The sequence below is a fragment of the Stenotrophomonas sp. CCNWLW162 genome (genome assembly GCF_037203745.1).
Lineage (GTDB): Bacteria > Pseudomonadota > Gammaproteobacteria > Xanthomonadales > Xanthomonadaceae > Stenotrophomonas > Stenotrophomonas maltophilia_AQ.
The window spans coordinates 169,008-181,677 of the sequence record NZ_JBBCBL010000004.1 but is presented as its reverse complement, the minus strand read 5'-3'; the positions used below and the strand labels follow the sequence as shown (position 1 = coordinate 181,677).

Genomic DNA, 12,670 nt, shown 5'->3' with positions numbered 1-12,670 from the left:
TGGAACGGATGTGACGCCCTGAGTATACCGATGTGGCCGTGTTCTACGAATGGGCGTGGAACATTGCCCGGCCGGGGGCGCCGGCCGAGCATCGTCCAGCGCCACGGATCGGACCTCCGCACAAAACAAAACGGGCACCCTCGCGGGCGCCCGTTCTGCGGTGATACCAGGCCTTGCGGCGTGGGATCAGGCCTTTTCGGCTTCGACCACAACCTTGACGGTGGTTTCAACGTCAGCGTGCAGGTGCACCAGGACGTCGTACTCACCGATGTTGCGGAAGGCGCCTTCGCCCAGGATGACTTCGCTCTTGCTGACCGGCAGGCCGGCAGCGGTGAAGGCATCGGCGATTTCGCGGGCGCCGACCGAGCCGTACAGCTTGCCTTCGGTCGAAGCGTTGGCGGCGATGGTGACGCTCGCGCCTTCCAGCTTGGCCTTGCGGGCTTCAGCGTCGGCGTGGATCGACTGGGCCTTGGCTTCGTACTCGGCACGCTTGGCTTCGAACTCGGCCTTGTTGCTCTCGGTGGCCGGCACGGCCTTGCCCTGCGGCACGAGGAAGTTACGGCCGTAGCCCGGCTTCACGTCGACCAGGTCGCCCAGGTTGCCGAGGTTGGTGACTTTCTGCAGAAGGATCAGCTGCATGGTATTGCTCCAGATAAGTTATTCGTTAGCGAGGCTGGGCCCCGCAACTAGGGCTGTCCGAATAGCTGGCACAGCGGGGGCGGCACCGGGCCGCCCCGCCGGCATCAGACGTCGTGGTTGTCGGTGTACGGGATCAGGGCCAGGAAGCGAGCGCGCTTGACGGCGGTCGCCAGCTGACGCTGGTACTTCGACTTGGTACCGGTGACGCGGCTCGGCACGATCTTGCCGTTCTCGGTCAGGTACTGGCGCAGGGTGTTGAGATCCTTGTAATCGATCTCCTTGACACCTTCAGCGGTGAACTTGCAGAACTTGCGGCGACGGAAGAACTTGGACATGTCAGTGCTCCTTAGGCGGCCGAAGCGGCGTCGTCGCCGGCATCGTTGTCAGCGGCGGGGGTGGTTTCGCCTTCTTCGTCATCACGACGACGACGCTCACCACGCTCGGGCTTGTCGCCCTTCTCGTCCTTGCTCTTCATGATCAGCGACTGCTCGGTGTCAGCCTCGTCACGCTTGATGACCAGGTTGCGCAACACGGCGTCGTTGAAGCGGAAGCTTTCGGTCAGCTCGTTCAGCACGGCCTGGTCGGCTTCGATGTTCAGCAGCACGTAGTGCGCCTTCACCAGGTTCTGGATCGGGTAAGCCAGCTGGCGGCGGCCCCAGTCTTCCAGACGGTGGATGGTGCCGTTGCCGTTCTCGACCAGCGACTTGTAGCGCTCGATCATGGCCGGGACCTGCTCGCTCTGGTCCGGATGGACCATGAACACGATTTCGTAATGACGACTCATGTTTTTTCTACCTTTCGGATGTGGCCTTGCGGCCGGACAGCCCCCCGCCGTTGATACCGCGGTGGGGCAAGGATTCCCGCCAGGGAGGCAGGAAGCCGCGCATTATGGCGCAGATGGGGTGGCCGGGCAACCGGCGGGTCACAGGGCAACCTGAACCGGGGGGCAGCCTTCATGCCAACCAAGGTTGGCCGCCACCGGAGCCCAGCACAGTCCACGAATCCGCCTGGATTCACCCCAGGTCGACGTGAAGGCGATGCTGGCCGCATTCCAGGCACTGGAACAGGCAGCCGACCATCATCCCGTCCCGGCTCAGGTGCGCCAGCACCCAGTCGGCGTCGCGCGGGTTGACTTCGGCCACGTCCGGCCGGACCTGGTCGAGGATGGGCAGGAGGTCCTCGCTGCCGGCAAAGCCGAGGAAGGCGCAGGGTCGTTCACAATGGCTCAGCCAGACCGATTGCTGCCAGGACGAGTAGCCCGGGGTGCGCTCGCAGATCTCCAGCAGCAGCTCACGGGCGATGGCTGGCGGCGGGTCGGCTGGATCAGGGGATACCCCTTCAATATCGCTCCAGCCGGTGAATTCACCCTCGTAACTGGCCGCCGCCCTGCCATCGGCAATACACCATGGGCACAGATACTCCGGTCGCAGGCACGTGTAGAAAGGCCCCCGGTACCGAAGTGTCCGCGCCTGACCGCAGCAGTCACAGACCCCGTCGACCTCTTCGAAGGAGAGGGCGTAGGCGTTGGGGTGATAAATGAAAAGCGGTCGTTCCATCCGTGGATCCCTTCCCTGCCGACCAAGGTCGGCATCTACCAGAGCAGGTTCCGCTAGCGGCGGACGCCAGAACCGGCCGTCAGGCCTTGTCGGCGTCGGTGGTGAAGCTTTCGCCGCAGCCACACTCGGCGGTGGCGTTGGGGTTGCTGAACGTGAACGTTTCGCTCAGGCCGTGCTTGCCGAAGTCGATCACGGTGCCGTCCACCAGCGCCAGGCTCTTGGCATCGACGTAGATCTTCACGCCGTCCTGGTCGAACACGGTATCGCCCTCGCGCTCGTCGCGGGCCAGGTCGGTGATGTGACCCCAGCCCGAGCAGCCGGTCTTGGTCACGCCGAAACGCAGGCCCAGCGCGCCGGGGGTCTGGGCGACAAAGCGCTGCACGCGCTCGAAGGCAATGGGGGTCAGGCTGACGGCCATGGGGCTACTCCAGAGGTACGGGGACATTATAAGGAGCCGTTGCCACGAAAAATGCCTCGCAAGCAGAACGCTGCAACCGGTAAACTCCCGTGTTCACAGATCGAGTCGATCAGCAGAGGATTCAAGTCATGACGGTGGTCAGCGTTGAACATGCGCTTGCCGGGAAGATCCCGGAAGGCGGCGAAGTCACGGTACGCGGATGGGTGCGCACGGTGCGCGGTTCAGCGAATCTGGCTTTCGTGAATGTGAGCGACGGCTCCTGCTTCGCCCCGATCCAGGTCGTGGCCGGCGACAGCCTGGCCAACTTCGATGAGATCAAGCGCCTGACCAGCGGCTGCTCGGTCATCGCCACCGGCACCCTGGTGAAGTCGCAGGGCAAGGGCCAGTCGTTCGAGATCCAGGCCAACGCACTGGAAGTGGTCGGCTGGGTCGAAGACCCGCTCACCTACCCGATCCAGCCCAAGCCGATGTCGCCGGAGTTCCTGCGCGAAGTGGCACACCTGCGCCCGCGCACCAACCTGTTCGGCGCGGTCACCCGCATCCGCAACTGCCTGGCCCAGGCCGTGCACCGTTTCTTCCACGAGAACGGCTTCAACTGGATCAGCACCCCGATCATCACCACCTCCGACGCCGAAGGCGCCGGCCAGATGTTCCGCGTGTCCACCCTGGACATGGTGAATCTGCCGCGTGACGAGAAGGGCGCCATCGATTTCAGCCGCGACTTCTTCGGCAAGGAAACCTTCCTGACCGTGTCCGGCCAGCTGAACGTCGAGGCCTACTGCCTGGCGCTGAGCAAGGTCTACACCTTCGGCCCGACCTTCCGTGCCGAGAACAGCCACACCACCCGCCATCTGGCGGAGTTCTGGATGATCGAGCCGGAAATCGCCTTCGCCGACCTGGCCGAAGACGCGCGCCTGGCCGAAGAGTTCCTGAAGTACCTGTTCCGCGCGGTGCTTAACGAGCGCAGCGACGACCTGGCCTTCATCGCCGAGCGCGTGGACAAGAACGCGATCACCAAGCTGGAAGACTTCATCAATGCGCCGTTCGAGCGCATCGACTACACCGATGCGGTCAGCCTGCTGCAGAAGTCCGGCAAGAAGTTCGACTTCCCGGTTGAATGGGGCCTGGACCTGCAGACCGAGCACGAGCGCTGGCTGACCGAGGAACACGTCGGCCGTCCGGTGGTGGTGACCAACTATCCGGAGCACATCAAGGCCTTCTACATGCGCCTGAACGACGACGGCAAGACCGTTGCCGCGATGGACGTGCTGGCCCCGGGCATCGGCGAGATCATCGGCGGCAGCCAGCGCGAAGAGCGCCTGGACGTGCTGGATGCACGCATGGCGCAGTTCGGCCTGGATCGCGAGCACTACAGCTGGTACCGCGATTTCCGCCGCTACGGCTCGGTACCGCACGCTGGCTTCGGCCTGGGCTTCGAGCGCCTGGTGGTGTACGTCTGCGGTCTGTCCAACATCCGCGATGCGATCCCCTACCCGCGCGCCCCGGGCAGCGCGGACTTCTAAGCCCACACGCACGACCACGGAGGTACTGCCCCCATGACCCTGTTCTTCGCCCTGTGTTTCGTCGGCGTTGCAGTGGCCGGGTTCAGTGCCTTCGTGATTTTCTGGCCGCTGACCCTGGTGCATGTGCGCGATCGCCATCCGGCGCTGGCGCAGCGCTTCGGCAGTGGCGCCTTCCTCAAGCCCGATGCGCTGGGCTGGCTGCTGCGGCGCGAATACCGCACCCAGCCGGACCGCTCGCTGTCCGGGCTGGCGACGCCCGCCTGGGTATCGCTGCTGACCCTGCTGGCCGGACTGGGCATGGCTGCCCTGCTCTGGCTGGCCTCGCTCTGGTAAGACACACATGAACGACCTTTCCCACGTCCGCGACAGCTGGTGGCTGGCCAGCCTCGGCAACACCCTGATCTGGGCGCGCCTGCGCATCCGCGAGGCCGGCACTGCCGAAGTGCTGGACAGCGATGGCAATACGCTGAGCTACGACAGCGAAGACACTGCACGCTCGCAGCTGTTCGATGCCGAGTTCGTCGAGTACGACGGCCTGGATGAAGAAGATGCGCTGGTGCGCGGCTTCTCGCTGCATGAAGTGCAGCCACCGCAGGCAGGCAGCGACGAAGGCCTGCGCGGGCGCATGGTGCAGTCGCTTGGCAGCCGCGCCTGAGGCCAACCGATGTTCACCCCGCGCGCTTTCGCCGAGACCGACCTGCTGTGGCTGGATCGCCTGCTGGCGCGTGATCCGTTCGTCACCGTGCTGACCGCCGGTGGCGATGGCCTGCCGGAACTGACCCGGCTGCCGGTGCTGTACCAGCGCGACGGCGACCACATCGAGCTGCGCGGCCACTGGGCCCGTGCCAACCCGCAGGCACGTCACAGCGGTGCGGCCAAGGTGCTGGTGGAGGGGCCGCATGGCTATGTATCGGCCAGCTGGTACCCGGACAAGGAACCGATGGCACGGGTGCCCACCTGGAACTACGCCGCCGCCGAGCTGCGCGGCCAGCTGCACACCTTCGACGACACCGATGCGCTGGCCGACCTGGTCGGTGCGATCAGTGACCGCTTCGAAGCCAGCGTCGGCCAGGCCTGGCAGTTCGATGCCACGCGCGCCGAACACGGCCCGGAACTGCGCGCCATCGTCGGCTTCTGCTTCCAGGTCGAACACGTGCAGCTGAAGCTCAAGCTGAGCCAGAACCATCCCGATGCCAACCAGCGCGCAGTGATCGCCGAACTGGAACAGCTGGGCACCCCCTCTTCCACCGAGTTGGCGCAGTGGATGCGCTGGCACCGCGAACAGGCCGCCCGCAACGACTGAACGCCGCAGATTTCCGCGACGACGCAGCCGGATGGCTGCGGCGCGCCCCCACCCGACGCCAGGGACCCGAACATGAAAGACATCCACAAGCTGCTGCAGAACAACCGCGACTGGGCGGACCGGATCGAGAAGGAAGATCCGGAGTTCTTCCACCAGCTGGCCAAGCAGCAGCATCCGGAATACCTGTGGATCGGCTGTTCCGACTCGCGCGTGCCGGCCAACCAGATCATCGGCATGGCACCGGGCGAGGTGTTCGTGCACCGCAATGTCGCCAATGTGGTCGCGCACACCGACCTGAACTGCCTGAGCGTGGTGCAGTACGCAGTGGACCAGCTGAAGGTGAAGCACATCCTGATCGTCGGCCACTACGGCTGCGGCGGCGTGCACGCCTGCCTGCACAATACCCGTGTCGGCCTGGCCGACAACTGGCTGCGCCACGTCGGTGACGTGATGCAGAAGCACACCGGCATCCTCGATGCGATCGAGACCGACGAGCTCAAGCACGCCCGCCTGTGCGAACTGAACGTGATCGAGCAGGTGGCCAACCTGTGCCGCTCGACCATCGTGCAGGACGCCTGGGCCCGCGGCCAGAAGCTGATGGTGCACGGCTGGGTCTACAGCCTGAAGGACGGGCGCGTGCGCGAGATGGGCATCGACGTCGGTTCGCAGGAAGAACTGCAGCCGGCCTACGAAAAGGCCCTGTCCTACGTCCCGCGCAAGGGCAAGCGCGACTGATCCCTTACGGATGACCACCATGCTCGCTTCGCCGATCAACCTGCACGCCTGGATCGAAGAACACCGCCACCTGCTGAAGCCGCCAGTGGGCAACAAGATGATCGACAACGGCGACTTCATCGTGATGGTGGTCGGCGGGCCGAACTCGCGTACCGACTTCCACTACGACGAAGGCCCGGAATGGTTCTACCAGCTCGAAGGCGAGATGGTGCTGAAGGTGCAGGAAGACGGCGCGGTGCGCGACATTCCGATCCGTGCCGGCGAGATCTTCCTGCTGCCGGCGAAGGTTCCGCACTCGCCGCGGCGCCCGCCCGGTGGTATCGGCCTGGTGGTCGAGCGCAAACGCCTTCCGCATGAGATGGACGGCGTGATCTGGCATTGCGAACGCTGCAACCACAAGCTGCACGAAGAGTACTTTCCGCTGCAGAACATCGAAACCGACCTGCCCAAGGTGTTCGCGCGTTACCACGCCAGCCTGGAGCTGCGCACCTGCAGTGCGTGCGGGCACGTGGACCCGCTGCCGGCGCCGGCGGCAGGCTGAGCCATCGAACGGTAGTTGCCCACCTTGGTGGGCGCTTGCTTGTACGTGCGCCAACCAAGGTTGGCGGCTACCGGATCATGCGGTGCTGGTGTTGGGCTGGCCGCTACCGGGCCATGCCCCAGGCGCTACACTGGCGGTCCCGTTGCAGCCTGTTGCCCGACCATGTCCGACCTGCTCAGCCGCACCCACGCCATCGCCCTGGACGCCGCCGATCCGCTGCGCCCGCTGCGCAGTGAATTCCTGATTCCGCGCCATGGTGGCGGTGAGCAGACCTACTTCGTAGGCAACTCGCTGGGCCTGCAGCCGCGCGGCGCACAGGCGGCCGTACAGGAAGTGATGAAGCAGTGGGGCGAGCTGGCGGTGGAAGGCCACTTCACCGGCCCGACGCAGTGGCTGTCCTACCACCGCCTGGTGAGCGCGCAGCTGGCCCGCGTGGTCGGTGCGCTGCCCAGCGAAGTGGTGGCGATGAACACGCTGAGCGTGAACCTGCACCTGATGATGGTCAGTTTCTACCGACCCACGGCCGAGCGCCCGGTGATCCTGATGGAGGCGGGTGCATTCCCGACCGACCGCCATGCGGTGGAGGCGCAGATCCGCTTCCATGGCTTCGACCCCGCCGAGTGCCTGGTGGAAGTACAGCCGGACGAGGCCAACGGCACGATCTCACTGGCGGCGATCGAACGTGCCATCGCCGAACACGGCCCGCGCCTGGCGCTGGTGCTGTGGCCGGGCGTGCAATACCGCACCGGTCAGGCCTTCGACCTCGATGCGATCACCCGTGCCGCGCGCCTGCAGGGCGCGCGCATCGGCTTCGACCTGGCGCACTCGGTCGGCAACCTGCCGCTGCGCCTGCACGACGTGGCGCCGGACTTTGCCGTGTGGTGCCACTACAAGTACCTCAACAGCGGCCCGGGCGCGGTGGCCGGCGCCTTCGTGCACGAGCGCCACCATCGCGACACCAGCCTGCCGCGCTTTGCCGGCTGGTGGGGCCATGAAGAGTCCACCCGCTTCCAGATGGCACCGCAGTTCACCCCGGCCATCGGTGCCGAAGGCTGGCAGCTGAGCAATCCGCCGATCCTCGGCCTGGCGCCGCTTCGTGCCTCGTTGGAGCTGTTCGAGCGTGCCGGCATGGAATCGCTGCGCAGCAAGTCGCTGGCGCTGACCGGCATGCTCGAAGCGCTGGTGCGCGCGCGCCTGCCTCAGGTGCTGGACATCATCACCCCGGCCGACCCGCAACGCCGCGGCTGCCAGCTGTCGCTGCGTGTGATCGGTGGCCGCGAACGTGGCCGCGCACTGTTCGAACACCTGCGCGGCATCGGCGTGCTCGGCGACTGGCGTGAGCCCGACGTGATCCGCATTTCGCCCACCCCGCTCTACAACCGCTACCTGGACGTGCACCACTTCGTCGAGGAAGTGGAAGCCTGGGCCGGCCTCTAAGCCGGCCCCTCCCCTACTGCTGGACAGTTCGTTGATCGCACACGCCTCCCGCTCGTTGAGCATTATCGGTGCCGGCCTCGCCGGGTCCCTGCTGGCCATCCTGCTGTCACGCCAGGGCTGGCGCATCACCCTGTACGAACGCCGCGGCGATCCACGCGTGGCCGACTACGAGAGTGGCCGCTCGATCAACCTGGCGTTGGCCGAGCGTGGGCGCAACGCACTGCGTCAGGCGGGCGTGGAAGACGAGGTGATGGCGCGCGCGGTGATGATGCGCGGACGCATGGTGCACCCGCGCGAGGGCGAACCGCAGCTGCAGCGCTACGGCCGCGACGACACCGAAGTGATCTGGTCGATCCACCGCAGCGACCTGAACACCACGCTGCTGGAACTGGCCGAACAGGCCGGCGCCACCGTGCACTTCCATCGCCGCCTGCACACCGTCGATTTTGATGCCGGCTACGCGCGTTTCATCGATGACCGCGACGACAGCCCGCACGACATCCGCTTCGACACCCTGATCGGCGCCGACGGTGCCGGCTCGGCGCTGCGCGCGGCGATGAACCGCCGTGCGCCGCTGGGCGAGGACATTGCCTTCCTCGACCACTCCTACAAGGAGCTGGAGATTCCGCCGGCCGCCGATGGCAGCTTCCGCATCGAGCGCAACGCACTACACATCTGGCCGCGCGGCCACTACATGTGCATCGCCCTGCCCAACCACGAAGGCACCTTCACCGTCACCCTGTTCCTGCCCAACCAGGGCGACCCCAGCTTTGCCACGGTCAACACCGGCGCACAGGCCGAGGCGCTGTTCGCGCGCGAGTTCGCCGACACCCTGCCGTTGATCACGAACCTGCGCGCGGACTGGGAGCAGCACCCGCCGGGCCTGCTTGGCACGCTCACGCTGGAGCGCTGGCATCAGCAGGGCCGTGCCGTACTGATCGGCGACGCCGCACATGCGATGGTGCCGTTCCACGGCCAGGGCATGAACTGCGCGTTCGAGGACTGTGTTGCGCTGGCCCGTCACCTGATGGAGGCCGATGATCTGGAAGCTGCGTTCGCCGCGTTCGAAGCCGAACGCAAGCCGAATGCACGTGCCATCCAGCAGATGGCGCTGGAGAACTACCTGGAGATGCGCGACCGCGTGGCCGACCCTGCATTCCTGCTGCAGCGCGAACTGGAACAGGAGCTGCAGCGCCGCTGGCCGACCCGCTTCGTGCCGCACTACACCATGGTCACCTTCCTGCACACGCCCTACGCCGAGGCCCTGCACCGCACCGAACTGCAGCGCGGGATGCTGGTGGCGGCCACCGCAGGTCACGATTCACTGGACAACATCGACTGGGCGACACTGGAAGCGCAGATCCATGCGCAGCTCCCGGTCCTGGAGGGCGCGCACTGATGGCCGACAGCTTCCTGTTCTACGACCTGGAAACCTTCGGCCAGGACCCGCGGCGTACGCGCATCTCGCAGTACGCTGCAATCCGCACCGACGCCGACCTCAACGAGATCGATACCCCGGTCAGCTTCTTCGTGCGCCCGGCCGATGACCTGCTGCCCTCGCCAATGGCCACGCTGGTGACCGGCATTACTCCGCAGCAGGCACTGGCCGAAGGCATCAGCGAAGCCGAAGCCTTCGACCGCATCAATGAACAGCTGTCGCGGCCGGGCACCTGCGCACTGGGCTACAACACGCTGCGCTTCGATGATGAGTTCGTCCGCTACGGGCTGTTCCGCAACTTCCACGACCCGTACGAACGCGAGTGGCGCAACGGCAATTCGCGCTGGGACCTGCTGGACATGCTGCGGCTGATGCGCGCGATGCGCCCGGATGGCATCCAATGGCCGCTGCGCGAGGATGGCGCCACCTCGTTCAAGCTCGAGCACCTGGCCGAGGCCAACAACGTGCGCGAAGGCGATGCGCACGAAGCACTTTCAGACGTGCGCGCCACCATCGGCATGGCCCGCCTGTTCAAGCAGTCGCAGCCGCGCCTGTGGGACTACGCCCTGAAGCTGCGCGACAAGCGCTTCGTCGGCAGCCTGCTGGACGTGGCCGCGATGAAGCCGGTGCTGCACATTTCCATGCGCTACCCGGCCAGCCGCCTGTGCGCGGCACCGGTGCTGCCGCTGTCGATGCATCCCACCATCAACAACCGGGTGATCGTGTTCGACCTGGAGGGTGACATCGACGACCTGCTGGAGCTCCCGGCCGAGGTGATCGCACAGCGCCTGTACATGCGCACCAGCGAGCTACCCGAGGGCGCGACGCGGGTTCCCCTGAAGGAAGTGCAACTGAACAAGGTGCCGGCGCTGATCGCCTGGAACCACCTGCGCGCCGATGACCACGCACGGCTCGGCCTGGACGTGGCCGCGATCGAGGCCAGGGCCGAACGCCTGCGTGCGTTCGCCCCCCAGCTGGCCGAGAAGGCACGACAGGTCTACAACCAGCCGCGCGTGGACAGCGTGGCCGACGTCGATGCCTCGCTGTACGACGGCTTTCTCGGGGCCGGCGACAAGCCACTGCTCGCACTGGCGCGCACCACCGTGCCGGAGCAGCTGGCAGCGCTCGAGGGCCGTTTCCGCGACCCGCGATTGCCGGAGCTGCTGTTCCGCTACCGTGCGCGCAACCATCCCGACAGCCTCGCACCGGGTGAACGCCAGCGCTGGCAGGATTACCGCCGCCAGCGCCTGCTCGGGGATGGCGGCCTGGGCGAACTCAACCTGCCCCAGTACCAGCAGCAGCTCGACGCACTGGCTGCCGAAGCGCCCGACGACGCGCGACGCCAGGCCCTGCTGCAATCGCTGCGCGACTGGGGCCAGCACCTGCAGGAGACCCTGTGAGCACTTATTTCTCGGACGCCAGCTTCAAGTTCCTGCGCAGCCTGGCGCGGCACAACGACAAGGCGTGGTTCAACGATCATCGCCAGCAGTATGAAGACCACGTGCGGCAGCCGTTCCTGCGCCTGCTGGGCGACCTGCAGCCGGCCCTGACCGAGGTCAGCGAGCACTTCCGCGCCGATACCCGCGGCGTCGGCGGCTCGCTGTTCCGCATCCATCGCGATGCGCGCTTTTCCAACGACAAGTCGCCGTACAAAACCTGGCAGGGTGCACGCCTGTTCCATGAGCGCCGCCGCGAAGTGGCCGCGCCATCGTTCTATGTGCACCTGCAGCCGGGCGAGAGCTTCGTCGGTGCCGGCCTGTGGCATCCGGAGCCGGAAACCCAGCGCCGCGTGCGCCACTTCATCCTCGACAACCCCGGCAGCTGGAAGGCCGCGGCGCATGCACCGGTTCTGCGCAAGCGCTTCGACTTCGAGGAGAGCGAAAAACTGGTGCGGCCGCCGCGCGGCTTCCCGGCCGACTTCGAATTCATCGAAGACCTCAAGCACCGCAACTGGGTGATGTGGCGCTCGCTGGACGACGCCACCATGACCGGCCCGCGACTGCTGTCCATGCTGGGCAAGGATCTGGCTGCGCTCGGCCCGTTCGTCGACTATCTGTGCGCGGCGCTGGACCTGGAATTCTGATGCCGTTGGCACGGCAACGCCGCACGCTGGGCCGCACCGGCCTGGCGGTTTCGCCGGTGGGCCTGGGCTGCTCCGGCTTCTGGGGGCATCGCCGCTTCCCGGAACAGTCGGCCGCGAACGTGGTCGAGCATGCACTGGCACAGGGCGTGAACCTGTTGGATACCGGCCACAACTATTCTGGCTTCCACGCCGAGCCGCGGTTGGGCCGCATCCTGCGCCCGTTGCTGAAGCGATACCCCCGCGAGTCGCTGGTGATCTCCAGCAAGGGCGGCACGCTGACCGGCCACGCCGGCGTCAGCGGCGCCGAGCAGCGCAATTTCTCGCCGGCAGCCATTACCGCCAGCTGCGAAGCCTCGCTGCGCAACCTCGGCCTGGATTACCTCGATATCTACCAGCTGCACGGTGCCAGCCAGCACGACATCAACGATGACCTGCTGGCCGCACTGCAACGACTTCGCGAACGCGGGCTGATCCGGCACACCGGTATCAATACGCACACGGCCTCGACCCTGCGCTGGATGATCGACCATCCCACGCTGTTCGACGTGGTGCTTCTTGACTACAACGCCCTGCAGCAGGACCGTGAACCCCTCATCGACCAGTTGCAGGCAGCAGGCATCGGCGTGCTGGCCGGTACCGTGCTGGCGCAGGGCCATCTGCTGCCCTCACGGGCCCGCCTGCCGCGCCCGGCCGACGCCTGGTATCTGGCCAGAGCCTGGCTCAAGCCCAGCAGCCGCCAACTGATGCGCAGCGCGCGCCGGATGCGCCACGCCATCGCCGCCATCCGCAGCCAGCACCCCGCCCAGACCGCGTTTGCCTACGCCCTGGGCCATCCCGGGGTGGCCAGCGGCATCCTCGGCACCACCCGCACGCAGAGCCTGGATGAAGTACTGGCAACGCGCCTGGAAGCGCTGACGGCAGCCGAACGCCAACAGTTGGTGGACGCGTTCGGGGACGGCCGCGGCTCGCCCAGTCACTGAGCCTTCACCCGTTGCTG

The 12,670-nt window shown here is 66.4% G+C and carries 16 protein-coding genes; 11 read left to right on the top strand and 5 right to left on the bottom strand.

The genetic code is table 11. The features are described from left to right. Nucleotides 1-186 precede the first annotated feature (186 nt). The 5 genes from rplI to V9K93_RS12965 form a co-directional block, all read right to left on the bottom strand. Nucleotides 187-639: a 50S ribosomal protein L9 gene (rplI, locus tag V9K93_RS12985; RefSeq protein ID WP_046982628.1), complete on the bottom strand. Its 453-nt coding sequence runs from the start codon at nt 637-639 to the stop codon at nt 187-189. A 104-nt stretch (nt 640-743) separates the two neighbouring features. Further along, nucleotides 744-974, bottom strand: coding sequence for a 30S ribosomal protein S18 (gene rpsR / locus V9K93_RS12980; RefSeq protein WP_002804494.1), 231 nt, complete (start codon nt 972-974; stop codon nt 744-746). 11 nt (nt 975-985) lie between these two features. Continuing rightward, complete coding sequence (gene rpsF, locus V9K93_RS12975) at nt 986-1,423, bottom strand: 30S ribosomal protein S6 (protein ID WP_006376493.1); 438 nt, start codon at nt 1,421-1,423, stop codon at nt 986-988. A gap of 229 nt (nt 1,424-1,652) precedes the next feature. Beyond that, nucleotides 1,653-2,195, bottom strand: coding sequence for a CbrC family protein (locus V9K93_RS12970; protein ID WP_046982629.1), 543 nt, complete (start codon nt 2,193-2,195; stop codon nt 1,653-1,655). Between the two features lie 79 nt (nt 2,196-2,274). Further along, a complete protein-coding gene (locus V9K93_RS12965) occupies nt 2,275-2,613 on the bottom strand; it encodes a HesB/IscA family protein (RefSeq protein WP_006376495.1) in 339 nt (112 codons plus the stop codon). Between the two features lie 128 nt (nt 2,614-2,741). On the opposite strand from V9K93_RS12965, the gene asnS reads away from it, so the two are divergent. The 11 genes from asnS to V9K93_RS12910 all read left to right on the top strand — a co-directional run bounded on the left by asnS (nt 2,742) and on the right by V9K93_RS12910 (nt 12,653). After that, nucleotides 2,742-4,136 (top strand): asparagine--tRNA ligase, encoded by a 1,395-nt coding sequence (asnS, locus tag V9K93_RS12960; protein WP_046982630.1) that lies wholly within the window; start codon nt 2,742-2,744, stop codon nt 4,134-4,136. A 33-nt stretch (nt 4,137-4,169) separates the two neighbouring features. Continuing rightward, the gene (locus V9K93_RS12955) at nt 4,170-4,469 is read left to right on the top strand and encodes a hypothetical protein (protein ID WP_006376524.1); all 300 of its coding nucleotides are present in this window, start codon (nt 4,170-4,172) and stop codon (nt 4,467-4,469) included. Between the two features lie 7 nt (nt 4,470-4,476). Continuing rightward, nucleotides 4,477-4,791: a hypothetical protein gene (locus V9K93_RS12950; RefSeq protein ID WP_025876872.1), complete on the top strand. Its 315-nt coding sequence runs from the start codon at nt 4,477-4,479 to the stop codon at nt 4,789-4,791. A gap of 9 nt (nt 4,792-4,800) precedes the next feature. Continuing rightward, a complete protein-coding gene (locus V9K93_RS12945) occupies nt 4,801-5,439 on the top strand; it encodes an FMN-binding negative transcriptional regulator (RefSeq protein ID WP_046982631.1) in 639 nt (212 codons plus the stop codon). A gap of 72 nt (nt 5,440-5,511) precedes the next feature. Further along, nucleotides 5,512-6,174 carry a carbonate dehydratase gene (can, locus tag V9K93_RS12940; RefSeq protein WP_014037740.1) on the top strand — a complete coding sequence of 221 codons (663 nt, stop codon included), beginning with the start codon at nt 5,512-5,514 and terminating at the stop codon, nt 6,172-6,174. Nucleotides 6,175-6,193: 19 nt separating this feature from the next. Beyond that, entirely contained in the window at nt 6,194-6,715 is a 522-nt protein-coding gene (locus tag V9K93_RS12935) for a 3-hydroxyanthranilate 3,4-dioxygenase (protein ID WP_046982653.1), read from the top strand. Nucleotides 6,716-6,877: 162 nt separating this feature from the next. Next, a complete protein-coding gene (gene kynU / locus V9K93_RS12930; protein ID WP_046982632.1) occupies nt 6,878-8,152 on the top strand; it encodes a kynureninase in 1,275 nt (424 codons plus the stop codon). Between the two features lie 31 nt (nt 8,153-8,183). After that, nucleotides 8,184-9,551, top strand: a complete 1,368-nt coding sequence (locus V9K93_RS12925; RefSeq protein ID WP_136638269.1) for an FAD-dependent oxidoreductase — start codon at nt 8,184-8,186, stop codon at nt 9,549-9,551. After that, nucleotides 9,551-10,990, top strand: coding sequence for an exodeoxyribonuclease I (sbcB, locus tag V9K93_RS12920; protein WP_337302662.1), 1,440 nt, complete (start codon nt 9,551-9,553; stop codon nt 10,988-10,990). Before V9K93_RS12925 ends, sbcB begins: the two co-directional genes overlap by 1 nt. Next, nucleotides 10,987-11,673: a DUF2461 domain-containing protein gene (locus V9K93_RS12915; RefSeq protein ID WP_337302661.1), complete on the top strand. Its 687-nt coding sequence runs from the start codon at nt 10,987-10,989 to the stop codon at nt 11,671-11,673. The genes sbcB and V9K93_RS12915 overlap by 4 nt, the downstream gene beginning before the upstream one ends. Continuing rightward, the gene (locus V9K93_RS12910; RefSeq protein ID WP_337302660.1) at nt 11,673-12,653 is read left to right on the top strand and encodes an aldo/keto reductase; all 981 of its coding nucleotides are present in this window, start codon (nt 11,673-11,675) and stop codon (nt 12,651-12,653) included. The genes V9K93_RS12915 and V9K93_RS12910 overlap by 1 nt, the downstream gene beginning before the upstream one ends. Nucleotides 12,654-12,670 lie beyond the last annotated feature (17 nt).